This is a genomic window from Scandinavium tedordense (assembly GCF_024764965.1).
GTDB classification, from domain to species: Bacteria; Pseudomonadota; Gammaproteobacteria; order Enterobacterales; family Enterobacteriaceae; genus Scandinavium; species Scandinavium tedordense.
The window spans coordinates 543,843-569,466 of the sequence record NZ_JALIGG010000056.1 but is presented as its reverse complement, the minus strand read 5'-3'; the positions used below and the strand labels follow the sequence as shown (position 1 = coordinate 569,466).

At 56.3% G+C, this 25,624-nt stretch carries 20 protein-coding genes; 9 read left to right on the top strand and 11 right to left on the bottom strand.

Annotation, left to right across the window (positions count from 1 at the left end):
* The 5 genes from MUU46_RS15865 to MUU46_RS15845 are packed head-to-tail and all read left to right on the top strand — an operon-like array spanning nucleotide 1 to nucleotide 5,201.
* A complete protein-coding gene (locus MUU46_RS15865; protein ID WP_258966000.1) occupies nucleotides 1-1,632 on the top strand; it encodes an ABC transporter substrate-binding protein in 1,632 nt (543 codons plus the stop codon).
* Nucleotides 1,629-2,666, top strand: coding sequence for an ABC transporter permease (locus MUU46_RS15860; RefSeq protein WP_258965999.1), 1,038 nt, complete (start codon nucleotides 1,629-1,631; stop codon nucleotides 2,664-2,666). Before MUU46_RS15865 ends, MUU46_RS15860 begins: the two co-directional genes overlap by 4 nt.
* Complete coding sequence (locus tag MUU46_RS15855; protein WP_258965998.1) at nucleotides 2,663-3,568, top strand: ABC transporter permease; 906 nt, start codon at nucleotides 2,663-2,665, stop codon at nucleotides 3,566-3,568. Before MUU46_RS15860 ends, MUU46_RS15855 begins: the two co-directional genes overlap by 4 nt.
* A complete protein-coding gene (locus MUU46_RS15850; RefSeq protein WP_258966023.1) occupies nucleotides 3,540-4,406 on the top strand; it encodes an ABC transporter ATP-binding protein in 867 nt (288 codons plus the stop codon). The genes MUU46_RS15855 and MUU46_RS15850 overlap by 29 nt, the downstream gene beginning before the upstream one ends.
* A gap of 21 nt (nucleotides 4,407-4,427) precedes the next feature.
* On the top strand, nucleotides 4,428-5,201 hold the full coding sequence (locus tag MUU46_RS15845) for an ABC transporter ATP-binding protein (RefSeq protein ID WP_258966022.1): 774 nt from the start codon (nucleotides 4,428-4,430) through the stop codon (nucleotides 5,199-5,201).
* Between the two features lie 23 nt (nucleotides 5,202-5,224).
* Here the strand turns inward: MUU46_RS15845 and yegS are convergent, their stop codons facing one another.
* Both yegS and MUU46_RS15835 read right to left on the bottom strand, forming a co-directional pair.
* The gene (gene yegS / locus MUU46_RS15840; protein ID WP_258965997.1) at nucleotides 5,225-6,124 is read right to left on the bottom strand and encodes a lipid kinase YegS; all 900 of its coding nucleotides are present in this window, start codon (nucleotides 6,122-6,124) and stop codon (nucleotides 5,225-5,227) included.
* On the bottom strand, nucleotides 6,117-6,377 hold the full coding sequence (locus tag MUU46_RS15835; protein WP_258966024.1) for a hypothetical protein: 261 nt from the start codon (nucleotides 6,375-6,377) through the stop codon (nucleotides 6,117-6,119). Before MUU46_RS15835 ends, yegS begins: the two co-directional genes overlap by 8 nt.
* Before the next feature lie 313 nt (nucleotides 6,378-6,690).
* Between MUU46_RS15835 and MUU46_RS15830 the strand changes: the two genes are divergently transcribed.
* Together MUU46_RS15830 and MUU46_RS15825 are read left to right on the top strand one after the other, a co-directional pair.
* Nucleotides 6,691-7,698, top strand: a complete 1,008-nt coding sequence (locus MUU46_RS15830) for a zinc-binding alcohol dehydrogenase family protein (protein WP_258965996.1) — start codon at nucleotides 6,691-6,693, stop codon at nucleotides 7,696-7,698.
* Between the two features lie 82 nt (nucleotides 7,699-7,780).
* Nucleotides 7,781-8,086 (top strand): putative quinol monooxygenase, encoded by a 306-nt coding sequence (locus MUU46_RS15825; protein ID WP_258965995.1) that lies wholly within the window; start codon nucleotides 7,781-7,783, stop codon nucleotides 8,084-8,086.
* A 688-nt stretch (nucleotides 8,087-8,774) separates the two neighbouring features.
* Here the strand turns inward: MUU46_RS15825 and trhP are convergent.
* The 7 genes from trhP to MUU46_RS15790 all read right to left on the bottom strand — a co-directional run bounded on the left by trhP (nucleotide 8,775) and on the right by MUU46_RS15790 (nucleotide 21,401).
* Complete coding sequence (gene trhP, locus MUU46_RS15820; protein ID WP_258965994.1) at nucleotides 8,775-10,136, bottom strand: prephenate-dependent tRNA uridine(34) hydroxylase TrhP; 1,362 nt, start codon at nucleotides 10,134-10,136, stop codon at nucleotides 8,775-8,777.
* A gap of 196 nt (nucleotides 10,137-10,332) precedes the next feature.
* Nucleotides 10,333-11,055, bottom strand: coding sequence for an envelope stress response regulator BaeR (gene baeR, locus MUU46_RS15815; RefSeq protein WP_159753040.1), 723 nt, complete (start codon nucleotides 11,053-11,055; stop codon nucleotides 10,333-10,335).
* Nucleotides 11,052-12,485 (bottom strand): envelope stress sensor histidine kinase BaeS, encoded by a 1,434-nt coding sequence (gene baeS, locus MUU46_RS15810; RefSeq protein WP_258965993.1) that lies wholly within the window; start codon nucleotides 12,483-12,485, stop codon nucleotides 11,052-11,054. The genes baeR and baeS overlap by 4 nt, the downstream gene beginning before the upstream one ends.
* A complete protein-coding gene (locus MUU46_RS15805; protein WP_258965992.1) occupies nucleotides 12,482-13,897 on the bottom strand; it encodes an MFS transporter in 1,416 nt (471 codons plus the stop codon). The genes baeS and MUU46_RS15805 overlap by 4 nt, the downstream gene beginning before the upstream one ends.
* A 53-nt stretch (nucleotides 13,898-13,950) precedes the next feature.
* A complete protein-coding gene (gene mdtC / locus MUU46_RS15800) occupies nucleotides 13,951-17,037 on the bottom strand; it encodes a multidrug efflux RND transporter permease subunit MdtC (protein ID WP_258965991.1) in 3,087 nt (1,028 codons plus the stop codon).
* Complete coding sequence (locus MUU46_RS15795; RefSeq protein WP_159753048.1) at nucleotides 17,038-20,160, bottom strand: MdtB/MuxB family multidrug efflux RND transporter permease subunit; 3,123 nt, start codon at nucleotides 20,158-20,160, stop codon at nucleotides 17,038-17,040. It lies immediately after the preceding gene.
* Nucleotides 20,160-21,401, bottom strand: coding sequence for an MdtA/MuxA family multidrug efflux RND transporter periplasmic adaptor subunit (locus MUU46_RS15790; RefSeq protein ID WP_258965990.1), 1,242 nt, complete (start codon nucleotides 21,399-21,401; stop codon nucleotides 20,160-20,162). Before MUU46_RS15790 ends, MUU46_RS15795 begins: the two co-directional genes overlap by 1 nt.
* 287 nt (nucleotides 21,402-21,688) lie before the next feature.
* Between MUU46_RS15790 and MUU46_RS22985 the strand changes: the two genes are divergently transcribed.
* On the top strand, nucleotides 21,689-21,748 hold the full coding sequence (locus MUU46_RS22985) for a type I toxin-antitoxin system Ibs family toxin (protein ID WP_125354338.1): 60 nt from the start codon (nucleotides 21,689-21,691) through the stop codon (nucleotides 21,746-21,748).
* Between the two features lie 101 nt (nucleotides 21,749-21,849).
* Here the strand turns inward: MUU46_RS22985 and yegD are convergent, their stop codons facing one another.
* Nucleotides 21,850-23,202, bottom strand: a complete 1,353-nt coding sequence (yegD, locus tag MUU46_RS15785) for a molecular chaperone (protein WP_258965989.1) — start codon at nucleotides 23,200-23,202, stop codon at nucleotides 21,850-21,852.
* A gap of 135 nt (nucleotides 23,203-23,337) precedes the next feature.
* Between yegD and alkA the strand changes: the two genes are divergently transcribed.
* On the top strand, nucleotides 23,338-24,180 hold the full coding sequence (alkA, locus tag MUU46_RS15780) for a DNA-3-methyladenine glycosylase 2 (RefSeq protein ID WP_258965988.1): 843 nt from the start codon (nucleotides 23,338-23,340) through the stop codon (nucleotides 24,178-24,180).
* Here the strand turns inward: alkA and MUU46_RS15775 are convergent.
* Nucleotides 24,177-25,427 (bottom strand): MFS transporter, encoded by a 1,251-nt coding sequence (locus MUU46_RS15775; protein ID WP_258965987.1) that lies wholly within the window; start codon nucleotides 25,425-25,427, stop codon nucleotides 24,177-24,179. The two genes, alkA and MUU46_RS15775, sit on opposite strands and share 4 nt — an antisense overlap.
* Nucleotides 25,428-25,624 lie beyond the last annotated feature (197 nt).

The following is a 25,624-nucleotide window of genomic DNA, read 5'->3' as shown; positions in this document are numbered from 1 at the left end:
ATGAATCGAAGCTCCCGACTTGGCGCGTGCCTGCTCACGCTCTTGTTCATGTTCGGCAGCGGCTCGGCGGTGGCGAAAACGCCACCTGACCAGCTGATTATCGGCATGAATATGAACAACCTGCTGACCCTCGACCCGGCTGCAATGACCGGTAACGAAGTGGTTGGGCTGGTGGTAAATCTCTATGACTCGCTGGTGGAGTTAGACCCGGTAAAACTCACTAACGTGCGCCCGGCGCTGGCGAAATCCTGGGAAATCTCGGATGACGGCAATCGCCTGACTTTCCACTTGCGCGAGGGTGTGCGATTCCACTCGGGCAATGCGCTTACCGCCGACGACGTGGTGTGGTCGATGCGCCGCGTGTTGCATCTGAATCTCGCTCAGGCATCAGTATGGAAATCCTACGGTTTCAGTAAAACGAACGTTGATGAACAGGTGAAAGCGCTGGACGCCTCAACGGTAGAAATTACGTTACCAAAGGCCAACGATCCGCAGTTGGTGATTTACTCACTGGCGGCATTGGGCAGCGTGGTGGTGCTGGACAAAAAGACGGTTGAGCAGCATGTGCAAAACGATGACTGGGGCAACCGATGGCTGACCACCAACGAAGCGGGTTCCGGCCCATTCAGCCTTGAAGTGTGGCAGGCAAAAGACGTGCTGCGCATGAAGCGTTACCCTGATTACTGGCGCGGCGAACCAACACTCTCCCGCGTGGTTTTCCGTCATTTTCAGGAATCGCAAACCTTGCGCCTGATGATTGCCAAAGGGGACCTGGATATCGCCAGCAACATGGCGGTATCGGATGTTAATGCGCTACGAAAAGACCCAAATATGACGGTCGATGCGGTCAAAAAAGGTACCCTTTATTACGTCGCCATGAGCATGAAAGAGCCGCATTTTGCCAATCCAAAGGTGCGCGAAGCGGTGCGTTATCTGATTGATTATCAAGGCATCAACAAAGCGCTGATGCCGGGCTATGGCGTGCTGCACCAGCGTCCAATCCAGTCTGGAATGCCTGCCACGCTGCCAGACCCGGGCTACGCGCTGGATATCCCCCGCGCTAAAGCGCTGCTCACCGAAGCGGGCTACCCGGATGGTTTCGATACCACTCTACGGGTGCTGGCAGATCAGCCGTTCCTGAATATTGCGATTTCGGTGCAGTCCACGCTGTTGCAGGCGGGGATCAACGCCAAAATTGTGACGGGAACTGGCAATCAGATTTACGGCGCAATGCGCGAGCGTAAATTCGACATGCTGGTTGGGCGCGGCGGGAGTGGCGTGGAACCGCATCCGCATTCCAGTTTGCGCTCGCTGGTCTATAACCCTGACAACAGTGACGCGGCACGTTTGACCAACTTCCAGGGCTGGCGCACCGGTTTCTACGACAAACAGATTAATCAGCAAATCGATAAGGCACTGGTTGAACGCGACCCGGCGAAACAGCGAGAGGAATATCAGGCCATTCAGACGCGTTATGACCAGCTTATCCCGGCATTGCTCCCGCTTTCACAAATGGTCGACTCGGTGGTAGTACGCAACGACGTGCAGAATTACCAGCCGCACCCGTCTGCCACCACTTTCCTGCGCGATGTTTATAAAACGCCCGCTGAAAATGGGGAGAACAAAGGATGAGCATGATTCTGTTAGCGCCGGGTGGCGGCGCCCGGCGATTTACAAAACGTGTAAGCCAGGTGTTAGTCACCCTTTTGGGCTTGCTGCTTCTGACGTTCTTTATTGGTCGCGTGATGCCCATCGACCCGGTGCTGGCGATTGTCGGCCCGGACGCCGATCAAAGCACCTATCAGCAAGTTTACCATCAACTCGGTTTCGATAAATCGCTGGCAACACAGTTCTGGATTTACCTCGGCGGCCTGTTGCACGGCGATTTAGGCAACGCGCTGCTAACCGGGAAACCGGTGGTGGACGACATTCTGCGCGTGTTTCCGGCTACGCTCGAACTGGCGACGGTGGCGATCATCGTCGGCGCGGGTGTAGGGATCCCTCTTGGCGTGTGGGCAGCGGCTCGCCGTAACAGCGTGGTGGATTACGCGGTGCGCATTATCAGCCTGGCCGGCTATTCGACGCCAATTTTCTGGGTCGGGATGATGGGGCTGCTGCTGTTTTACGCGTGGCTCGGTTGGGTCGGCGGTGCAGGGCGCATAGATTTAGGGCTGGATGGCGTGGTGCCGCGCCGCAGCGGTTTGCTGCTGGTGGATGCGCTACTGGCGGGTAACAGCGCCGTATTTTTTAACGCGCTGAACCACCTGATTCTGCCTGCATCACTGCTCGGCTTCCATTCGCTAGCCTACATCAGCCGAATGACGCGCAGCTTTATGCTGGCGCAGCTCTCGCAGGAATTCATTATTACCGCGCGCGTGAAAGGGTTGACCGAGCGCCAGGTTATCTGGAACCACGCGTTCCGCAACATTCTGGTGCAGTTGCTGACGGTGGTCGCGCTGGCGTACGGATCGTTGCTCGAAGGCGCGGTATTGATAGAAACCGTGTTCTCATGGCCTGGCTTTGGTTCGTATCTCACCGGCAGCCTGTTGCTCGGCGACATGAATGCGGTGATGGGCTGCGTGCTGGTAGTAGGCGTGATTTTTGTGTTGCTGAACCTGCTGTCCGACATGCTCTATCAACTCTTTGATCCGAGGACAAAATCATGACGGTTTCCTTTGGAACACCCCAACTTACCGCCGGCGACGAGCGTTCACTACGCGTAAAACGCGCCGGGCTGCGGGCGGTGGGGTTTATCGGAAAAATGGCGCGCAATCCGCTGACGGCGATTGGCGGTGGTATCGTCTTTTTACTGTTGATGGTGGCCATTTTTGCCCCGTGGATTGCGCCGTATAATCCGCTGGTGCAGGATCTCAACCGCGCGCTGACCGCACCAAGCGCCACATATTGGTTCGGCACAGATGAATTTGGTCGGGATATTTTTAGCCGCCTTGTTTACGGCTCGCGCATCACGCTCTACATCGTGCTGCTGGTATCGGTTACGGTAGGCCCGCTTGGCCTATTGCTCGGCGTCGCCGCCGGATATTTTGGCGGTAAAGTCGATATGGTACTGATGCGCATCACCGATATTTTCATCTCGTTCCCAAGCCTGGTACTGGCGTTGGCGTTTGTAGCGGCACTCGGCCCCGGCCTTGAGCACGTCGTGATTGCGATTACGCTCACCGCCTGGCCGCCGATTGCGCGTCTGGCGCGCGCCGAAACCCTCTCGTTACGGCAGGCCGATTTTATCTCTGCGGTGCGTCTGCAAGGTGCATCTCCTGTGCGTGTATTGTGTCGTCACATCGTCCCGCTGTGCATGCCGTCGGTGATTATTCGTATCACCATGAACATGGCGGGCATCATCCTGACCGCCGCTGGTTTGGGCTTTTTAGGCCTTGGCGCACAGCCCCCAGAGCCGGAATGGGGGGCGATGATCTCCAGCGGACGCACCTACATGATGGAGTGCTGGTGGGTCGTAACGATTCCGGGGCTGGCGATTTTGATCAATAGTCTGGCATTCAACTTCTTGGGAGATGGCCTACGTGACATCCTCGATCCTCGCAGTGAATAATTCGCCGCACCTGCTTGATGTACGCGACCTGAACGTCACGTTTGTGAATGGTCGCCAGCAAACCCACGCGGTGCGTGGCGTTTCCTTCCAGCTCGGACGCGAAAAGCTGGCGATAGTGGGCGAATCTGGTTCAGGAAAATCCACCGTGGGGCGCGCTCTGCTGCAGCTACACCCCAAAAAGGCGCAAATCACCGCCGACCGTATACAGTTTAGCGATATAGATTTGCTCAGCGCCACGGATGCTCAAATGCGAAATGTGCGCGGCAAGCGTATTTCAATGATCATGCAGGACCCGAAATACTCACTCAATCCAGTGATGTGCGTAGGCGATCAAATTGCAGAAGCGTGGCTGACGCACCATCGTGTCGGCCATAAAGAGGCCAAACAGAAAGTGCTGGAGATGCTCGATGTAGTGCGCATTCGCCAGCCGGAACGCGTCTATAACCTCTATCCTCACGAAGTGTCCGGTGGCCAGGGCCAGCGCATCATGATTGCCATGATGCTGATTACCGATCCGGAAATGGTGATTGCCGATGAACCGACTTCCGCACTTGATGTTTCAGTGCGATTGCAGGTGCTGGCGCTGCTTGATGATTTGGTGCAGTCGCGCGGCCTGGGGCTGATTTTTATCAGCCACGACATCAATCTGGTGCGCAGTTTCTGCGACCGTGTGCTAGTGATGTATGCCGGGCGCGTGGTGGAATCCATCGCCGCTAAAGATCTGGATAACGCGCAGCATCCCTATACCCAAGGGTTGATTAGCGCCTTGCCGGATATGGACAAACCCCGCGCGCATCTGCCGGTACTGCAACGCCAGTCCAGTTGGCGAACCGAATAAAAGGAGCAACGCATGTCATCCATGATTGCAGTCAGTCAGCTCAACTTAGCCTTTGGCGAAGGGGCGAAAACCAACCAGGTGCTGTTTGATGTGAACTTTACCGTTGGCCACGGCGAAATCTTCGGTCTGGTGGGGGAGTCTGGTTCCGGGAAAACCACAGTGCTGAAATGCCTCGCCGGGCTGTTCACGCACTGGCAGGGAAAGCTGACGATCGACGGCACTGAGCTTGAGCGCAGAATCAGCCGCGAGCGCTGCCGCATGGTGCAAATGGTGTTTCAGGACCCGTATGGTTCTTTGCACCCGCGCCACACCATCGGCGATATTCTGGAAGAACCGCTGCAAATTCAAGGCTACACCGACCGCGACCGGCGCATCAATATGATGCTCGATAAAGTCGGTTTAAATCGTGCGTTTCGCAGTCGTTATCCGCACCAGCTTTCCGGCGGGCAGCGTCAGCGCGTGGCAATTGCCCGCGCGTTAGTGCTTGAGCCGCAGGTGCTGTTACTCGATGAACCGACTTCCGCGCTGGATGTTTCGGTGCAGGCGGAAATTCTCAACCTGCTGGCAGATTTGCAGCAGGAATCGAAACTTACCTACTTAATGGTGACGCATGATTTGGGGGTGATCGCGCACTTATGCCATCGCGTTGGCGTGATGCAACACGGGCGTATTCTGGAGTCGCTCAGTACCGATGATTTAATCAGCGGGGGCGCGCAGGTTCCGTATACGCAAATGTTGGTTAACGCCAGCCGCCAGTACAGTCGTGAAATGGCACAGCAAGTGGCGAAATTTTGACGCTTAAAATTCACCCGCCGCTGCTAACCCAGTAGCGGGCAGTTTGGCGGAAGACGGCATTCCAGGGCGTGTGGCAAAATTTCTATGCGGAAATCGCGGCCCGTTTTGGGTTCGCCGTCGAGATTAAAGGTGATGTCATGCGGCGCGGTGATTTCAAACCACGACGACACGCCGTCAATCAGGTTCGGATTTTCTTCCGGGCGCGAGAGGGTGGAGAACAGCGCGGGCAGCAGTTCCTCGCCGGTGAAAATGCGCAGGTGCAGCAGACCGTCGTTGATTAACGCTTCCGGGCAAAGCTGTTGCCCGCCACCGGCCTGACGCCCGTTGCCAATGCCAATGACCAGCGCGTCGCCCTGCCAGTAAAAACCTTCGCCACGAATTTCACAGCGGTCGGCCTTCAGGGTATCCATTCGCATCAAACCGTGGATCAAATACGACACGCCGCCGAGCGCGGCTTTCAGTCTTTCAGGCGTTTCGCTGGTAATCCGCGTGCCAAAACCGCCGGTCGCCATATTGATAAAGCAGGTTTTATCATTGACCTGGGCGATATCTATTTCGGTTGCGTTCCCGGCGATAGCCAGTTTGAGGGCTTTGCTCAATTCTTCGGGCACGCCAACGCTGGTGGCAAAATCGTTGGCGGTGCCGAGCGGCAGAAGGCCAAGCGCCGGAATGTGGCTGTGTTTGCAATGGATAATCGCGGTCGCGACTTCATTAATGGTGCCGTCGCCACCCCCCGCGATGACTGTCGCCACGCCTAACTGGCAGGCTTCTTCCAGATAGCGTGCCGCATCGCCTTTCTCCCAGGTGACGCGGACATGGATTTCCACGCCTTCGTCGCGCAGCTGGGTGATGGCTTCGCGCAGCTGCGGGTTTCCGGCTCCTTTGCCATTTAAGATCAACACGCTGGGTGGAAAGTCAGTCATCCGTTTTATCCAAATTATTCAACATGATAAAAGTGTACCTTATGAACTGAACTTGTGCATGAGACCTGGCTGAATTACGTGGCAAATCTGCATTATGTTGTCGGGCAAACAGTGCCTTCTTGTGCACGTCATCCTCGTATTCGATCAGGGTTTCAGCGAAGCGGTCACCACAGTCAGCCAGATCGGTAAAATCTGTTGAGGCGGTAAAAGGGAAGGTCAGTAAATCGCTGTCCGGGGAAAGAGTGGTTGACATAGGTTGGACTCAACTCCGCTAGGGGAAATCTTTAAAGACGCTAACGCGCCATTGTGGCTTCGGTGAGTTTAATTTAGGCACCTGATTTTGCAGATGCCGGGCGACAATACTGCGGTTAGTGTAAGCACACAAATGTTTATCCGGAGTGTAGGTATCCGGCCTGGAATAGCGGGGTGAACGCGTGTTCCATATGATTAAACATTTTAACTCCAGGAGTATAAGTGTTGTTTTCTATGGCCCGGTATTCGCCATCGTTATTCCTTGTATGATGAGTTCATTCACATGATGAACCCTTTAATCCCAGGAGCACCCCATGAAAGCTATCGCTATTACTCAGGCCGCGCAGGCTGGCAACAATCTGGAATTTTTAAGTGAGATTACTATTCCTGAGCCTGTTGCCGCAGGGCATGATTTGCTGGTGGAAGTAAAAGCTATATCGGTAAACCCGGTGGATACTAAAGTCCGCGTCGGTTTTAACGCTGAACAACCTCGCATTCTGGGTTGGGATGCCGTTGGCATAGTGGTAGCAACGGGGGAAGCCGTCACGCTGTTTAAGCCAGGTGATGAAGTGTGGTATGCCGGTTCGTTGACTCGACCTGGAAGCAACAGTGAATTCCAGCTTGTGGATGAACGTATTGCGGCGCTGAAACCGACCTCCATCGACAACGCTTCCGCAGCGGCACTGCCTTTAACGGCAATTACTGCCTGGGAGATGCTGTTCGACCGTCTGGGTATTGCTGAAAAGGGTAATGAAAATGATATCTTGCTGATTGTCGGCGCAGCGGGTGGCGTGGGTTCGATCCTGACGCAGTTAGCGCGCAAGCTCACCAATATCACCGTTATCGGTACCGCATCGCGCCCGCAAAGTCAGAAATGGGTTACAGAATTAGGTGCACACCATGTTATCGACCATAGCAAACCTTTGGCAGAGGAGCTGGCGCGCGTGGGGGTGAAAAATGTCACTCATGTCGCCAGCCTGAATCACACTGAACAGCATTATAGCCAATTGATTGACGTGCTGGCCCCGCAGGGAAAACTGGCACTGATTGACGATCCTGAAACGCTGGATGCGCGTCCGTTGAAAGTGAAGAGTATCTCTCTGCACTGGGAGTTTATGTTTACGCGTTCCATGTTTGAAACCAGCGATATCATTGAGCAGAACCGTTTGTTAACTCGCGTAGCCACGTTGATTGACCAGGGCGTACTGAAAACGACCCTCGGGGAGCATTTCGGCACTATTAACGCGGCAAACCTGAAGCGTGCTCATGAATTAATTGAAACCAACCGTGCGGTCGGAAAAATCGTGCTTGAAGGCTTCTGATCACATAAAAAATTCTAGAGAAATCGCCATGGGCAACTCGCTCGCGCCTTGAGTTAAGTGAAATTTTAACGGAATGCTAACCATGTTTGATAATACGCTGTCGATCATTGCAGTGCTAAAAGCAAAAGAGGGTAAAAGCGAGGATCTGAAGTCTGCGTTGCAGGCATTGATTTTACCCACCCGCAAGGAAGAGGGCTGTCTGGATTATGCCTTGTTTCAGCTCCAGGAAACGCCGGATGTATTTTACATGCGTGAGTCCTGGAAAGGGCAGGAAGCACTTGATGCCCATGTTGGACTGCCACATTTTCAGATGTTTGTGCAGCAGATGGATCAGCTGTTGGCCGAGCCATTGCAACTGGTGCGTCTAAATACAGTTGAACCGGCATAATTAACCGAAACGGATCGAGGCGGTCTCTGCTATCGCCTCATCCTGTCCTCTTCTGCATGGTGGATTACCACGCCAGTAAGGCGATAGTTTTTCCTTTCTCATCACTAAACGCCACTTCATAAGCCAGCTATGGTGAAGTATATAGGTCCAGCACAACGCCAGCTTGACCTTCATCGTAAAGTCTATCGTATTGATGGCGGGGCTTGCGTTTGTAGCCAGTAGCGGAAAATCGATGGTGATGACCCTGTTTTCTGTCTGGGGCTTGTTGAGGATTGAGAGAACGTGTGTATTTGCTGTAAGCGAGTCCATAGTAAATCGCGGATCTTGCCAGCGCCTTATCCGGCGTCAGAATGAATTGAATATACTCCGGTGTAAGGTAGAGCTTTGCATCCCATCGCGCATATAACGTGAACATCATGTTCTGACCTTAATCCATTAAGTATATGTGGATTACCATCAAAACCTGGCGAGAAATCAAACAATATGAACGTATAGGGTCAGCATCTTTAATTTATGCAAAAAAATAAGCCCGCGTAAGGGAGATTACGCAGGCTAAGGAGGTGGTATCTGGTACAGCTAGCATTTATGGGTTATGTTTTTCAGCGCTTTGGATAATACCCGTATCAAGCGAAGCGGTATGTGATCCGTTTCTAAGATTTTTCCATACTGAAAAAATAACCGTTCTGAACTACTTCAGCATCGGATTACGCGTGTTCTGTCCGTCAAAATTACGCATCAGCAGTGCATAATCCAGCGCGATTTCCTCTGGCACCGGGATCCACACGGTGTGACCATCGCCAGGCGCGACGTCGGTCGGCTGCCCTTTGTTGGTTTCCATGTGCTCGAGGGTGAAATTGATGTTGCCCTGCGGCGTCATCAGCTCAAGGTTGTCGTCTTTGAGGAACTTGTTTTTCACCGCGATGGCCGCGAGACTGCCTTTGCGCTCCCCGGTAAATTCACCGACAAACTGCTGGCGTTCGGAGACGGAGAAACCGTATTCGTAATTCTGGTAGCTATCGTGGGTGTGACGACGCAGGAAGCCTTCGGTATAACCGCGATGCGCCAGCCCTTCAAGGGTTTCCAGCAGCGAGGCGTCGAACGGTTTGCCTGCGGCGGCATCGTCGATGGCTTTGCGATACACCTGCGCGGTGCGGGCGCAGTAGTAATAGGATTTAGTGCGGCCTTCAATTTTCAGAGAATGCACGCCCATTTGCGTCAGACGTTCCACGTGCGCGACGGCACGCAGGTCTTTGGAATTCATAATATACGTGCCGTGTTCGTCTTCGAACGCGGTCATGTATTCGCCCGGACGCTGCGCTTCTTCCAGCATAAATACGCTGTCGGTTGGCTGGCCTTCGCCAAGCGTTGGCTCGACATTTTTCACCGGAATAGGCTCGTGCTTATGCACGATATTGCCGATGTCGTCCTCTTTGCCTTCCTGAACGTTATATTCCCAGCGGCAGGCGTTGGTGCAGGTGCCCTGGTTCGGGTCGCGCTTGTTAATGTAACCCGACAGCAGGCAGCGGCCGGAATAGGCCATGCACAACGCGCCGTGAACGAAAATTTCGAGTTCCATTTCTGGAACCTGTGAGCGAATTTCTTCGATTTCTTCCAGCGACAGTTCGCGGGAAAGGATCACGCGGGTTAGACCCATCTGCTTCCAGAATTTGACCGTCGCCCAGTTAACGGCGTTGGCCTGCACGGAAAGGTGCACGTCCATCTGCGGGAAATGCTCACGTACCAGCATAATCAGGCCAGGATCGGACATGATCAGCGCGTCCGGCCCCATATCCACAACAGGCTGCAAATCGCGAATGAAGGTTTTCAGCTTGGCGTTGTGCGGCGCAATGTTGACCACCACGTAGAATTTTTTGCCGAGCTCATGGGCTTCGTTGATGCCCTGCTGCAAATTCTCGTGATTAAATTCGTTATTGCGCACACGCAGTGAGTAGCGCGGCTGGCCGGCGTAGACCGCATCGGCACCATAGGCGAAAGCGTAACGCATATTTTTAAGCGTTCCCGCCGGGGAAAGGAGTTCCGGTTTAAACATGATTTTCTCGTTCTGATGACAGGTCAGACTCGCTTCGTGAGAAAGCGATCGGGGAGGTTCCCCTACATTAAGGGCGGGAATTGTAGCGCTGCGGGGGAGGGGAGTAAACCTTTGCGTGTCAGGGAATGGCGCGTGGCGCTTCGCTTGTACTGGCCCTGACGGTCGGTCAGCTCAGGCGAGGCGCCATAGATTTGCGTTACGTCAGGCGGCAGGAATCTGCTTCCCAACGGTAACCCACACCATACACCGCGCGAATGAATGACTGCTCGGCGTCCTGCGCTTCGAGCTTACGACGCAGGTTTTTGATGTGGCTGTCGATGGTGCGGTCGGTGACCACGCGGTAATCATCATACAGATGGTTCAGCAGCTGCTCGCGCGAGAACACTTTGCCCGGCTCCTGCGACAACGTTTTCAGCAGGCGGAACTCGGCGGGCGTGAGGTCCAGCAGCTTGTTGCGCCAGGATGCCTGAAAGCGGCTTTCATCGACAATCAACGGGCTTTCGGCGTCCATCGCCTGCAGTTCGCGGTGCGGACGGCAGCGGCGAAGGATCGTTTTCACACGCGCCACCACTTCACGCGGGCTGTATGGTTTGCAGATGTAATCATCTGCGCCGATTTCCAGCCCCAGCAGCCGGTCGATTTCTTCGATTTTGGCGGTGACCATCACAATGGGCACTTCGGAGAAACGGCGGATTTCGCGGCACAGCGTCAGGCCGTCAGTGCCCGGCAGCATCAAATCCAGCAGAATCAGATCCGGTGGGGTCTGATGTACATAGCTTAGCACCTTGTCACCGTGATTAATCAGCGTCGGCGCGTAGTTGGCCGCCAGCAGATAATCAATCAGCAGCTGTCCCAGCTTGGGTTCGTCCTCGACAATCAGGATGCGTGGGGTTTTATCATCAATCGGTAATTCGGTCATACGGCTCCTGGTAAATCGCGGTCCAGAGGGAGTTCTACTTTAATGCTTACCCCGCCAAAAGGCGAATGCCCGGCGCTCAGCGTGCCGCCGTGCGCAGCGACGATATTGACGCAAATCGCCAGGCCTAATCCTGAGCCACCGCTGGCCCGGTTACGCGAGCCTTCAGTGCGGTAGAAGCGTTCGCAGAGCATCGTCAGCTGGTCGTCGGTGACGCCCGGCGCGCTGTCGGCAAAGGCCAGCGTCAGGTTATGTGCGGATTTTTCGGCTGAAATGTGCAGCTGGCCGCCGCTGTCGGTATAGCGCAGGCTGTTTTCCAGCAGGTTGTTAAACAGCTGCATCAGTCGGTCGCGGTCGCCGAATACGGTGGCGCTTTCCGGCAGCTTGAGACTGATTTTCAGACCACGGCTGGCGAAGCGTTCGCGGAAGGCTCCCGCGGCCATTTCCAACAGAGAGATAATATCGACGGAGGTTTTCTGGTAGGCCAGCGCGCCTTCGTCGGACATCGATAACTGATGCAAATCGTCCACCAGTTTGGTCAGCGTGCCGACTTCTGCCTGCAACGAGGCCACGGATTCCGGGGTGAATTTGCGCACGCCGTCCTGAATCGCCTCCAGCTCGCCGCGTAACACCGCCAGTGGGGTGCGCAGCTCGTGGGAAATATCAGCCATAAAGTCACGGCGCATCTGCTGATTGCGCTCCAGAGTGCTGGCAAGCTGGTTAAAGTCCTGCCCAAGACGGCCCAGTTCATCCGAACCGGTGGCGGTTACGCGGGTCGAGAAATCCCCGGCGGCCAGCTTGTGCGTGCCTTCCACCAGACGTTTGACCGGGGCCAGTAAACCGCGCGCCAGCGGGAACGTCGCCAGTGCCGCCAGCAGCGCCGACAGCACCACAATCATCCAGCTTGAACGCCGCTGTTGGCGGTCGAAGTTGATGTCGGTATTGCGGGTCAGACGTTCAACAGGGGAGGCGATGACCGCGCCCACTTCTACGCCGTTTACCAGAATGCCACGCCGGGTACCGTCCGGCGGCACAGGGGAACGCGGGCCGACCATCACTTTTGCATGCTGATCAATCACCCAAAACTGCGTGCGCCAACCGTGCGGCGGCATGTCTGGCGGGCCATGACGGCCATCAGGGCCAGGACCGCGTTTGTCGTCAGGCGTATCGTGTTCAAACGAGCGCAAAATTTGAAACACAAAACGGTCGTTGCCGCGCAGGAAGCGCCAGTTGTTATCGTGCGTGGCATATTGCTCTGCCAGGGCATCGCTCAAAAGTTGCAACCGCTGCTCGTTGCCGCGTTTGATGTAGTCGATAAAGCCGTGCTCAAAGCTCAGTCGCACCGCCCAGTGCATGCTGATCAGCAGCACGATGCAGGTGGTGAGGATGGCGAGGAACAGTTTTCCAGTAATGCCGGGGCGCCAGACTTTCACGGCTCGCTCCTTTTGCGTCGTGCAATAGTTGTGTTTTTGCTGATGTCGTCAGGCACGCGGGCAAAAATCAACGCCGGAAGCGCGATGATGACCGCCATGCTGAGGTAGGTATACAAAAAGACCTGATGGGAACCCGCGCTGTCGATGCTGATATGGTTCTGGCCGTACATCCCAAGCAGCAGGCCCGCCACCGTGACCCCAATACTCATCGACAGCTGCATCACCATAGACAACATGCTGTTCCCGCTACTGGCGAGGTCATCCGGCAGATCTTTCAGCGTCATCGTATTCATGGACGAGAAGCGGCTGGAGTTAATCATTCCTTGCAGAAACAGCACCAGCGGCAGCAGCCAGTACCAACCCATCAGTGCGACCGTCATAAACAGCAGGCTGATGAGCGCAAGGCCCAGCGTGGCGTAGGTCAGTACCCGGCGATAGCCAAAGCGGTTCACCACCTGGACCACTATGCGCTTCATGCCCATGCTGCCGAGCACCATCGGGATCATCATCAGCCCGGCGTGGAACGGTGAAAAACCAAGACCAATTTGCAAAAAGACCGGGGTGATAAACGGCAACATCCCGCTGCCGATGCGTCCGGCGAAACTGCCCGTCAGCCCGAGCGAGAAGGTGCGAGTGTTGAATAAATTGAGGCTGAACAGTGCATTGTCATTTTTGCGTGCGTGCCAGAGGTAAAACAGCAGCGACAGCGCACCGACGGCGATAAGCCCGACCAAAGCAAGCGATGAAATGCCCAGCCCGCGTTGCCCATCAAGCGCCAGGGTTAGCGCCGCCATTGCCAACGCCAGCATGATAAAACCTGAAATGTCAAAACGCCGGGTCTGCATGGTGTAGTTTGGCATCAGCCATAACGTGGCTATCGCCCCGACAATGCCGACCGGAATGTTAATCAGGAAAATCCAGTGCCAGGAGGCGTACTCCACCAGGATCCCGCCGAGCGCCGGGCCAAGTAATGGCCCGACCTGGCCGGGAATCGTCACAAACGTCATCGCTGCCATGTACTGCGAGCGGGGGACGATTTTCATCACTGTCAGCCTGCCGACCGGCACCATCATTGCGCCGCCGACGCCCTGCAATACACGCGCCATGACCAGTTCGTTAAGCGTGTTGGCGCTGGCACAAAATACCGAACCTGCGGTGAACAGCACGATGGCAATACAGAAGATATTGCGCACGCCGACCCGGTCCGCCAGCCAGCCGCTGGCGGGCAGCATTACCGCCACCGTCAGCACGTAGGCGACCACCACCATGTGCATGTGCAGGGGGCTTTCCCCGAGGCTTTTTGCCATAGAGGGCAGGGCGGTGTTGACGATGGTGGTGTCCAGCGCCTGCATAAAGAAGCCGAACGCCACAATCCACAGTTGCCAGCGCACGCTGGCAGGCAGTTCTTCCATAGTGACTCTGTTATCGGTTAACGAGAATGAGATCCTGGCCCATTCGGGCTATTTTATTTGCCATTTTGAACCACGGCCTGGCTCTTACGCGTAAAACGTAGCCGCAGGCGGTCGAAGAACAGATACACCACCGGTGTGGTGTACAGCGTTAATAGCTGACTCACTACCAGACCGCCGACGATGGTGATCCCCAGCGGCTGGCGCAATTCCGAGCCATCACCGCCCGAAAGTACCAGCGGCAGTGCGCCAAATAGCGCCGCCAGCGTGGTCATCATTATCGGTCTGAAACGCAGCAAACAGGCCTGGAAAATGGCTTCTTCCGGCGACAGATTGCCGTTGCGCTGCGCCTCAAGGGCGAAGTCGACCATCATGATGGCATTTTTCTTCACGATGCCAATTAAGAGCATGATACCGATTAACGCAATCAGGCTGAATGGCGCGCCGAATAATTCCAGCGCCAGCAGCGCACCTACTCCGGCGGAAGGCAGCGTCGACAGAATAGTCAGCGGGTGAACGTAACTCTCATACAAAATCCCGAGAACGATGTAGACCGTAGCGATGGCCGCCAGAATCAGGATCACCTGCGAATTCATGGTCTGCTGGAACACCTGCGCCGTACCGGCAAAGCTGCCGCGAACGGTCGGCGGTACGCCAAGCTGGGTCATGGTTTTGTCGATAACGTCGCTGGCTTCCGACAACGATTTACCGGTCGGCAGGTTGAAGGACACCGTCGAGGCCGCCGACAGTCCTTGATGGTTCACTGACAACGGCGCGTTGGCGGGCTGCCATTTGGCAAAGTAAGAGAGCGGAATGGCTTTGCCGTCGCTGTTAATCACGAACATCTGATCCAGCGCGCTGATGTCCTGGGTGTACACCGGATCGACTTCCATCACCACTTTGTACTGGTTCAGCGGCTGATAAATAGTGGAAATCTGTCGCTGGCCAAAGGCGTTATTCAGCAGGCTGTTGGCATCTTCAACGCTTATGCCGAGCCGTGACATGGTCTCACGGTCGTAAACTAAATCCATTTCGGCGCCGCTATCCTGCTGATCGGAGTTTACGTCCGCCAGCTGATCGGGCAGTTTCGCCAGCGCGGCGGTGATTTTAGGTGTCCACTCCCGCAGGTCGGCGAGATTATCCGACAGTAGGGTGTACTGATAACCGGCATTAGCCTGACGTCCGCCGACGCGAATATCCTGTACCGCCATCAAAAACAGATTAGCCCCGGGCTCTTTGGCGAGTTTTTTCCGCAGACGGTCGATGACCTGCTGCGCCGTTTCGTTGCGCTCGCCACGTGGCTTGAGGGTGATAAACATCATCCCGCTGTTGACGCGTGAACCGCCGGTAAAGCCGGTGACATTATCCACGGCTTTGTCTTCACGAATGATTTTCATGAAGTCCTGCAATTTGCCGCGCATCGCCTGGAACGAAATGCTCTGGTCTGCCTGAATGTTACCCATTACCACGCCGGTGTCCTGCTCCGGGAAGAAGGTTTTCGGAATGGAGATATACAGCCAGACGTTCAGCGCGATGGTGGCGAGCAGCACCACGCCAACCAGCCGAGCATGATTCAGCACCCACTTCAGGGATTTGCCGTAACCGCGCTGCATGGCGACCAGCAGACGACCAAAGCCGCGATCGCGGGTGGGTTCGTGCCGACGGGACGCTTTCAGCATCCAGCCGCACATCATCGGCGTGAGCGTCAGCGATACCGCCAGCGAAATACCAATCGCCACCGACAGCGTGACCGCAAACTCGCGCAGCAGGCGGCCAGGCAGCCCGCCCATCAGCAACAGCGGCAGGAATACCGCCACCAGTGACAGACTCATCGACAGCACGGTGAAGCCGACTTCGCGGCTGCCCTGAAGTGCGGCCTGCAACGGCTTCATGCCTGCTTCCAGATGGCGTGAAATATTTTCCAGCACCACGATGGCGTCATCGACCACAAACCCGGTGGCAATGGTCAGCGCCATCAGCGACAGGTTGTTGAGGCTGAAGCCACACAAATACATGGCGGCGAAGGTGCCTATCAGCGAAACCGGTACCGCCACAGCGGGAATAAGCGTGGCGCGGCCCGAACGCAGGAACAGGAAGACCACCAGAATCACCAGCCCAACGGAAATCACCAGCGTTTGCTCAACTTCTTCGAGCGAAGCGCGAATGGTCGGTGAGCGGTCCTGGGCAATTTGCAGATCGATAGCCGCCGGAATAGTCTCTTTCAGCTCCGGCAGCTGGGCGCGGATCGCGTCCACGGTCTGAATAATATTGGCTTCCGGCAGTTTGCGGATCATCAGCAAAATCGCCGGTTTGGCGTTGGTCATCCCGGCGTTACGTACATCCTGCACCGAGTCCGAGACGTTGGCCACGTCGCTTAACCGCACCGCAGAGCCGTTGTTGTAGTGAATGATCAGCGGCTTGTATTCTTCCGCCGTTTTCAGCTCGTCGTTGGTCGCCAGCTGCCAGCGTTGGCCCTGGCTTTCAATCGCCCCCTGCGGGTTACGCACGTTGGCGTCGCTGATGGCGGAACGCACGTCGTCCAGCGACACACCCTGGTTAAACAGCGCCTGTGGATTGAGGTCAACACGCACTGCGGGCAGGGAGCTGCCGCCAATATCCACATCGCCCACACCGTCGATTTGTGAGATGGTCTGCGCCAGCTGCGTGGAAGCGTAGTCGTACAGCTGGCCCTGGGAATAGGTATCCGAGGTCAGCGTCAAAATCATGATTGGCGCATCCGACGGGTTTGCTTTGCGATAGGTCGGGCGGCTCGGCATTCCGGTGGGCAGCAGGCTTTGCGCAGCGTTGATGGCGGCCTGCACGTCACGCGCCGCACCGTTGATGTCGCGGTCAAAATCAAACTGCAAAATAATACGCGTGCTGCCAAGCGAACTCATGGAGGTCATTTCATTGACCCCGGCGATGCGTCCGAGTGAGCGCTCAAGCGGTGTTGCCACCGACGAGGCCATGGTTTCAGGCGCGGCACCGGGCAGCGAGGCGCTGATCATGATCACCGGGTAATCAACCTGCGGCAGCGGGGCGACCGGCAGTAGCTGGAAGCCGAGCACGCCGCACAGGGTGATGGCGAGCGAAATCAAAATCGTCGCCACTGGGCGGTAAATGAAGAGGGCGAAAAACTTCACTTACGCCTCCTCTTCACGGGTCGGAAAACGGCTTTTCAGGTACAGCGACAGGCGGTCAAACAGCAGGTAAATCACCGGTGTGGTAAACAGCGTCAGTACCTGGCTGACCAGCAAACCACCGACCATGCCAATCCCCAGCGGACGACGCAGCTCTGCGCCGACGCCGGTGCTGAGCATCAGTGGCAGCGCGCCGAGCAGTGCGGCAAGCGTCGTCATCAGGATCGGGCGGAAACGCAGCAGACAAGCCTGGTAAATGGCTTCGCGCGGTGGCATTCCCTGCTCACGTTCGGCGGCCAGCGCAAAGTCGATCATCATGATCGCATTCTTCTTCACGATGCCGATCAGCAGGATTATCCCGATGATGGCGATGACGTCGAGCTCGCTGCCCGATACCCACAGCGCCAGCAGCGCACCCACGCCCGCGGTCGGCAGGGTCGAGAGAATGGTAATCGGGTGGATGAAGCTCTCATACAAAATGCCGAGCACGATGTACATTGCGACCACCGCCGCCAGCACCAGCCACACGGTGCTGCCCAGCGCGGCCTGGAAGGCGAGGGAGCTACCCTGGAATTCGGTGCGGATATCGGTCGGTAGGTTCAGCGTTTTTTCAGCATCGGTTATGGCCTGTACCGCGTCACCCAGCGAGGAATCCTGCGCCACGTTGAAGGAAATTGTGGTCACAGGGAACTGGTCGAGGTGGTTAATCGACAGCGGTGCAAAACGCTCTTCAACTTTGGCAATGGTATTCAGCGGCACAACGCCACCGCTGCTGCTGGTGATACGGATATTATTCAGCGCCGACAACCCCGGCGTGTCGCTGATGTCGTGTTCAAGCACCACGCGATACTGGTTGGACTGGGTGTAAATGGTGGAAATCAGTCGTTGCCCAAATGCGTTATACAGCGCGTTATCGACATCCGCCATGCTGATCCCCAGACGGCTGGCGCTGTCGCGGTCAACGTTCACGTACGCCGATAAACCTTTGTCCTGCCAGTCGCTGCTGACGTCTTCCAGTTGCGGCAAGGTCTGAAGTTTCGTCATCAGCTGCGGCACCCATTCACTGAGCGCATCGAGCGAGTTGGCCTGCAGGCTAAACTGGTACTGCGTGCGGCTGACGGTGGTATCGATGGTGAGATCCTGCGTCGGCTGTAAATAAAGCGCGATGCCCGGCACGCGATCAATAGAGTGTTGCAGGCGGCGGATAACCTTCTGCACGCGATCGTCACGGTCAGCGAGCGGCTTAAGGTTAATTTGCAGACGCGCACTGTTCAGCGCCGGGTTGGTGCCGTCGACGCCCACGAACGACGTCAGACTTTCCACCGCAGGGTCTTTAAGAATGATGTCAGAAACCTGCTCCTGCCGCTGCGCCATGCTGGCAAACGACGCGGACTGCGGGGCCTGCAAGGTGCCCTGAATAATGCCGTTATCCTGAATCGGGAAGAAGCCCTTGGGGATAAACACCCACAGCAGAATCGACAGCGCCAGGGTACTGAGCGCCACGCCGAGCGTCAGCCACGGGTGGTTGAGCACTTTGGCGAGCATCCGTCCGTAAGCGGCAATTACCCGCTCAAAGAAACGTTCGCTGGCCTGAGAAAAACGGTTCTGCTTGCGCAGGGATTCGTGGCTCAGCATGCGCGCGCACATCATCGGCGTCAGCGTCAGTGAAACGATGGCAGAAATTAATATCGCAACGGCAAGCGTGACGGCAAATTCGCGGAACAGACGTCCAACGATATCGCCCATAAACAGCAGCGGGATAAGCACCGCAATCAGCGAGAAGGTCAGGGAGATAATGGTAAAGCCGATTTCACCTGCGCCCTTCAGCGCGGCGGCCATCGGGTTTTCGCCTTTCTCGATATAGCGTGAGATGTTCTCGATAACCACGATCGCATCATCGACTACGAACCCGGTGGCGATGGTCAGCGCCATCAGCGTCAGGTTATTGATTGAGAAATCGAGGAACACCATCACCGCGAAGGTGCCGATCAGCGACAGCGGCACCGCCACGGCGGGAATAATGGTCGCCGGAACGTTGCGCAGGAACAGATAGATGATCATCACCACCAGGGCGATGGCCAGCATCAGCTCGAACTGAGTGTCATTGACCGACGCGCGAATGTTGTTGGTGCGGTCAGACAGAACTTTCACCTGCACCGATTTCGGCAGGCTGCTGGTGAGTTGTGGCAGCATCTGGCGGATACTGTCGGCGGTAGAAATAATGTTCGCGCCCGGCTGACGCTGGACGTTCATCACAATCGCCTGCTGCTTATTGGCCCACGCGCCGAGCCAGGTGTTTTCTGCCCCTTGCTCAATGGTCGCCACATCGCCCAGGCGCACTGGCGCACCGTTTTGGTAGGCGATAATCAGCTTGCGATACTCTTCAGCGGACTGCATTTGGTCGTTGGCTGAAAGCGTTACCGCGCGGGTTGGGCCGTCGAGGCTACCTTTCGCCGAGTTGACGTTAGCGCCAGTGATGGCGGTACGCACGGTTTCGCTGGTCAGCCCAAGAGCCGCAATAGCCTGAGCATTTAGCTTCACGCGCACGGCCGGACGCTGGCCGCCCGCGAGGGTCACCAGACCGACGCCGGACACTTGGGAAATTTTCTGCGCGACGCGGGTTTCCACCATGTCTTCAACCTGCGTCATCGGCAGAGCTGATGAGGTGACGGCCAGGGTCATGATCGGCGGATCCGCCGGGTTGACCTTGCTGTACACTGGCGGGTTAGGCAAATCGCTCGGCAGTAGGTTAGTGGCGGCGTTGATGGCGGCCTGCACTTCCTGTTCAGCGACGTCCAGCGACAGTTCCAGCTGGAACTGCAGCGTCACTACTGACGCCCCGCCTGCGCTCTGGGAGGACATCTGTTTCAGGCCGGACATCTGCCCGAACTGGCGCTCAAGCGGGGCGGTGATAGACGAGGTGACGACATCCGGGCTGGCGCCAGGGTACAGCGTGACCACCTGGATGGTCGGATAATCAACTTCAGGCAGGGCGGAGACCGGCAAAAAACGGTAGCCGATAATCCCCGCGAGCAGAATAGCCACCATCATCAGCGTGGTGGCGACCGGGCGCAGGATAAACAGGCGGGAAGGCCCGCCCGTATTGCCAGGAGGTAAAACGTGCATCAGGAGCGAGCTCCTTTTTTACCGCTTTGCTCAGCCGCTGGTTTTTGCTCTGTGGTTGCGCTGTGGGCTTCAACCACTTCGACTTTCGCGCCTTCGGTCAGACGGTCAATTCCGTCGGTGACGACGTTATCGCCCGCAGAAAGCCCTGCCGTGATAACCACTTTTTGGCTGTCCTGAATGCCCGGCACCACGATGTGTTTACTGACTTTGTTGTCATCGTTCAGCACCCACACGAAGTTGCCTTCGTTGCCCATTTGCAGCGCAGCGGCAGGAATGACGACCGCGTTCTGCTCGGTATCCACCAACAGACGTGCGTTAACGAACTGATTCGGGAACAGCGCGTCGTCCATGTTGTTGAAGCGTGCTTTCAGCTTGATGGTGCCAGTGGTGGCATCAATCTGGTTATCCAGACTGAGCAGCGAACCGCTGCTCAGCTTCTGCTTATTGGTCCGGTCCCAGGCTTCAACGGTCAGGTTTTGCCCGGCTTTTTGCGCTTTCACTACCGTGGCGATGTCGTTTTCCGGCAGGGTGAAAATCAGGTCAATCGGATGGGTTTGCGTCAGCACCACGATCCCGGTGGTATCGCTGGTGGAAATCTGGTTGCCAATATCGACCTGTTTCAGGCCCACGCGGCCATCAATCGGCGCAGTGATGCGCGTCCAGTCGAGCTGTAATTGCGCGCTGGCGACGGCGGCTTCATCCGCTTTCACTGTACCTAAGCTTTCGGTGACTAACGATTGTTGGGTATCGAGTTCCTGACGAGACACGAGATTGGTTTTGACCAGCTGCTGATAGCGAGCCAGATCGCGGCGAGCATTGGACAGCGTGGCGTTATCTTTTGCCAGCTGGCCCTGAGCCTGTGCGAGAGCAACGTTGAACTGGCTCGGATCGATTTCCGCCAGCAGATCACCGGCTTTCACCTGTTGACCTTCCTGAAAGTGAAGCGCCAGCAGCTGGCCGTTGACCCGGCTGTGGACCGTCACCGTGTTTGCTGCGGTGATAGTGCCGAGCCCGGTCAGGTAGCGAGGCACGGCTTCGCTGGTGGCCGTTGCCGCCTGAACCGGAGCCAGGGCGCCGCTGAAGCGCCCGCCGTGGCGACCACCACCGGCTTTCTGGCCCTGGGCTGCTGTTGGCGATGCGGAGTCAGACGACCCGCTGTTGTGCCAGAAATACACGGCGACACCTGCAATCACCACCACACCCAGCGCGACTAACCAACGCGATTTATTGCTGCCTTTCATCGTTATACGTATCTCGTCCTGAAAACTTTCACGGAATGATACTAGTTTAGTAATGGAACACCCCGGAAAGATGGAGGAAATATGAAGTACTGTCTGGAAACGTCTGAATGACGGGGTTTTACGAGGCTGCTCGCAGGGTTGAACAAAAATTGTGCAGAGCGAATGACGCGCACGCTACAGTCGTCGGCGGCCGCATTTGAGTTTAATTGAGGCTGATAAGGACGTTAGCACGGGGCTAAAACGGGAAAGCCCCAACCGAAGCTGGGGCTTTGTAAAAGGAAAGGGATATGATGAAGGTAGTCATCATACTGGTCGTGCTCTTAGTCATTAGCTTGCCAGCATACTAAGAGACCAGAGGGGGGAGTAATCCTCCCTCGCCCTTTGCCTTCCAAATTAGGTCGAAAAAGCAACGGAGTCAACCCGCGCTTTTCCGACGCTGCTCGCAAACTCAGGAAAAAATGACCTGAGCCCAGCGCGCCAGACCGGCCGTGACCGAGCCGAAATCATCGCCGCCGGCAATTTCAATCCCAGGCAGCTGCTGCGCCAGCGCTTTTTTGATCAGCGGTGAACGGGCGCTACCGCCGGTCAAATAGATAACGTCAGGTTTTTCATTGCCGTTTTCCAGTGCCAGCTGAACCTGCTCCAGAATGCGGTTTAACGGCTGATTCAGCGCAGCTTCCAGACCCATCTGGTTGATGTCCGCGGCGAGTTCCGGGCTCAGGAACGACAGCGCGGTGGTGATATCTTCTTTGTCGGAAAGGGCGATTTTGCTCTCTTCGGCGCTACGCACCAGACGATAGCTCAGGCGCTGTTGCCAGGTTTTCAACAGCAGATTGACTTTGTCCGAATCGCGCGCGTCACGCACCAGGTCACGCAGCATGCGCCCATTGGCGGCGCTGTAAAAATCGGTCTGTGCCGGAACGTCGTTGATAGCGACGGCGTTCCACCAGGGCAGAACCGGCAGGGCGATACCTTTTTCAGTGTCGCCCCCCATGCCGAGCAGTGGCATTAGGCATTTAAACGCCAGCGCGATATCCAGATCGTTACCGCCCACGCGGCAACCACTGTGGCCGAGCAGGCTGTCCTGACGCTCACGACGGGCGCGCCACTGCGGCCCCATCAGCAGCAGGGAACAGTCGGTGGTACCGCCGCCGATATCAACAACCAGCACGCGTTTTTCGGCGGTCAGCGTGGCTTCAAAATCCAGACCCGCAGCAACCGGCTCATACTGGAATACCACGTCGGCGAAACCGGCACGCTGCGCGGCACGTTCCAGAATGCCCTGGGCCTGTTCGTTAGCGTCACCGCCACCGAGCCCCTGGAAGTTAATCGGACGGCCAATCACCGCCTGAGTAATGTTTTCTGACAGTTGCGATTCTGCCTGCTGCTTAATGTGCAGCATCATGGAGCACACAAGGTCTTCAAACAGCGCAACCTGCTGCGGCTTGAGCCCGCTGGCGCCCAGGAATGATTTCGGCGATTTGACGAAGTACACTTCTTCGGGATCATCGATGTACTGCTTCAGCGATGCGAGACCGAACTGGACGCTATTGGCCTGAACCTCAATATCTTCTTCGCGGTTGTAGCGGATAGCCCGGCGCAGCAGCGCTTCGGTTTCCGTGCCGGTCGCGGGAATGTCGTGCTGGCGGTACAGCCATTCGCTGACCGATTCACGCGTTGGCGCGCAGAGCATCGAGGGCAGCAGCGTGCTCCCGTTTTCGAGAGTTAAAAGCTGCGGCGAATCACCGCGCATGACGGCCACTGAACAGTTTGCCGTACCGTAATCAAAACCAATAAACACTGTGTAAATTCCCCATGCCGGTGAAGAAAGGGCGAAGACTTTAGCGGAATGTCGTGCTGGCGACAACCGGAATATGAAAGCAAGGCGCGAATGGCGCTTAGCCGCTATGCTCTGGAAACTTATTGAGGAGAAACAATGTTCATTTTACCCTGGCAAGCACCTTATGACTGGGCCTGGATGTTTGGCTTTCTGGCAGGGCGTACCGTAGAGGGCGTTGAGCGCTTTGACTGCCAAACCTATACCCGCAGTTTTTCGCTGGACGGCCATCATGGGCTGATGCGCGCCACGCCCGATCTTACCACTCAGACGCTGGTGGTCACTCTTTCCGATGGGCTGTTGCCGGTTAAAGAGCGGTGTTTGCAACGCCTTGAGCAACTTTTCGATTTGCGCTGCGAGCCACAGCAGGTGTCGGCGGCATTGGGTGAACTGGCCGCTGCACGGCCGGGCCTGCGTCTGCCGGGGTGTGTTGATGCGTTTGAACAAGGGGTACGCGCGATTCTCGGGCAGTTAGTGAGCGTGGCGATGGCCGCAAAGCTCACCAGTCGGGTAGCGAAAGCCTATGGCACGCCGCTTGAAGAGGCACCGGAATTTACCTGTTTCCCGACGCCCCAGCAGCTGGTGGTTGCCGATCCGCTGGCGTTAAAAGCGCTGGGAATGCCGGTAAAACGCGCCGAAGCCTTGATACATCTGGCGCAGGCTGCCATTTCGGGTGAGCTACCGTTATTGCCACCTCACGATGTGGAAGCGGCAATGAAAATGCTGCAAACGTTTCCCGGGATTGGCCGCTGGACCGCCAATTACTATGCGCTGCGAGGCTGGCAGGCGAAGGACGTTTTCCTGCCAGATGACTACCTGATTAAACAGCGTTTTCCTGGCATGACGCCTGCCCAAATCCGCCGATATGCACAGCGCTGGAAGCCCTGGCGCTCTTACGCGCTGCTGCACATTTGGTACAGCGACGGCTTTCAGCCGGGCTAATGGGTGTGCTGCTCGCGGCGAGTGGTCCCTTCAGGCTGATGACCGGAAATCACTACCCCGCGCGTTTCCCGACCAAAGGCGACAAACAGGCAGATAAGAATGGCGACCGTCCCGGCGACCAGCGCCATCGCCATACCGTAGTTACCGCCGTTGGCTTCGGCGATGCGCGCCTGTAGTGTGGCGTTCACCGAGGCCAGCAAATTCCCCAGCTGGTAGACAAACCCTGGCAGCACCGCACGGGCATTCGCAGGAACCAGTTCGTTGAGATAGGTTGGCACCACGCCCCATGCGCCCTGAACCATAAATTGCATCAGGAATGCGCCAAGCCCAATGTTGAACGATCCGGTTGAAAAGGCCCACAGCGGTAGCACCGGTAGCGCCAGAAATGCCGCGATGATCATCGCTTTCTTACGCCCAATTTTTTCCGACACCGAGCCGAAGAAGATCCCGCCGAGCATCGCTGCGATGTTGTAACCGATGGCGATCAGGCTGACGGTGTGTGGATCAAAACCATGCTGCACTTTCAGGAACGTCGGATACAGATCCTGCGTGCCGTGGCTGAAGAAGTTAAAGCAGGCCATCAGCAGCACCAGATACAGGCACAGCTTCCATTGGCTGCGTAAAATGGGCAGCAGTGCCGTGCTCTCTTTGCGTTCGCGCGCCGCCTGCCATACCGGCGATTCAGGCACTTTGAACCAGATATACGGCAGCAGGAAAATCGGCAGGGCGCCAATCAGGAACATGCCGCGCCAGCCCACAGTGCTGTAGAACAGGCCGAAGATAATCGACGCCAGCAGGTAACCGCACGGATAGCCCGCCTGGAAAATCCCGGACATCAGGCCACGTGAGCGATCGGGAATGGTTTCCATCGCCAGCGACGATGCGACGCCCCAAATCCCGCCCATCGCGATGCCATACAGTAACCGCAGCACCAGGAAAGTAGTGAAGGTCGGCGACCACGCAGACAGCAGTTCAAAGATGCTGAAGAATAAAATATTGAGCATCAGGATTGGACGGCGACCATATTTTTCCGCCATCCGGCCAAAAATAAGTGCGCCGATAGGACGGACCGCCAGGGTCAGCATGATGGCAATCGAGACTTCTGAAACCGATGAATGAAACCAGCTGGCGAGATCGCTCAGCACGAATACGAGGATGAAGAAGTCAAAGGCGTCCAGCGTCCAGCTTGAGAAGCTGGCGAAAGCGACGTGCTTTTGAGTCGTGCTCCAGTTGAAAAGTGTAGGCATGTTCGGTGTCCTGAAATTGGCTGTGCGGGGACAGCGTAGGGCAGGCAGGGCATTGTGCGGGCAAGATGTCGACAGGACCTGTCACCGGGATTCTTTTGTTAATCATTTGTATATTACATGTAAAGAATAATTAGTTAGCAGGTTAATCGTTAGATTTTGTAAATATTCGAAGCGCAACGAAAATGAAAAAGCCCGCG

Excerpts from the sequence above, each read along its gene's own strand:
- MUU46_RS15865 (WP_258966000.1), top strand. The coding sequence starts at position 1 with ATGAATCGAAGCTCCCGACTTGGCGCGTGCCTGCTCACGCTCTTGTTC.
- MUU46_RS15860 (WP_258965999.1), top strand. The coding sequence starts at position 1,629 with ATGAGCATGATTCTGTTAGCGCCGGGTGGCGGCGCCCGGCGATTTACA.
- MUU46_RS15855 (WP_258965998.1), top strand. The coding sequence starts at position 2,663 with ATGACGGTTTCCTTTGGAACACCCCAACTTACCGCCGGCGACGAGCGT.
- MUU46_RS15845 (WP_258966022.1), top strand. The coding sequence starts at position 4,428 with ATGATTGCAGTCAGTCAGCTCAACTTAGCCTTTGGCGAAGGGGCGAAA.
- yegS (WP_258965997.1), bottom strand. The coding sequence starts at position 6,124 with ATGACTGACTTTCCACCCAGCGTGTTGATCTTAAATGGCAAAGGAGCC.
- MUU46_RS15835 (WP_258966024.1), bottom strand. The coding sequence starts at position 6,377 with ATGTCAACCACTCTTTCCCCGGACAGCGATTTACTGACCTTCCCTTTT.
- MUU46_RS15830 (WP_258965996.1), top strand. The coding sequence starts at position 6,691 with ATGAAAGCTATCGCTATTACTCAGGCCGCGCAGGCTGGCAACAATCTG.
- MUU46_RS15825 (WP_258965995.1), top strand. The coding sequence starts at position 7,781 with ATGTTTGATAATACGCTGTCGATCATTGCAGTGCTAAAAGCAAAAGAG.
- trhP (WP_258965994.1), bottom strand. The coding sequence starts at position 10,136 with ATGTTTAAACCGGAACTCCTTTCCCCGGCGGGAACGCTTAAAAATATG.
- baeR (WP_159753040.1), bottom strand. The coding sequence starts at position 11,055 with ATGACCGAATTACCGATTGATGATAAAACCCCACGCATCCTGATTGTC.
- MUU46_RS15805 (WP_258965992.1), bottom strand. The coding sequence starts at position 13,897 with ATGGAAGAACTGCCTGCCAGCGTGCGCTGGCAACTGTGGATTGTGGCG.
- MUU46_RS15795 (WP_159753048.1), bottom strand. The coding sequence starts at position 20,160 with ATGCACGTTTTACCTCCTGGCAATACGGGCGGGCCTTCCCGCCTGTTT.
- MUU46_RS15790 (WP_258965990.1), bottom strand. The coding sequence starts at position 21,401 with ATGAAAGGCAGCAATAAATCGCGTTGGTTAGTCGCGCTGGGTGTGGTG.
- alkA (WP_258965988.1), top strand. The coding sequence starts at position 23,338 with ATGTTCATTTTACCCTGGCAAGCACCTTATGACTGGGCCTGGATGTTT.
- MUU46_RS15775 (WP_258965987.1), bottom strand. The coding sequence starts at position 25,427 with ATGCCTACACTTTTCAACTGGAGCACGACTCAAAAGCACGTCGCTTTC.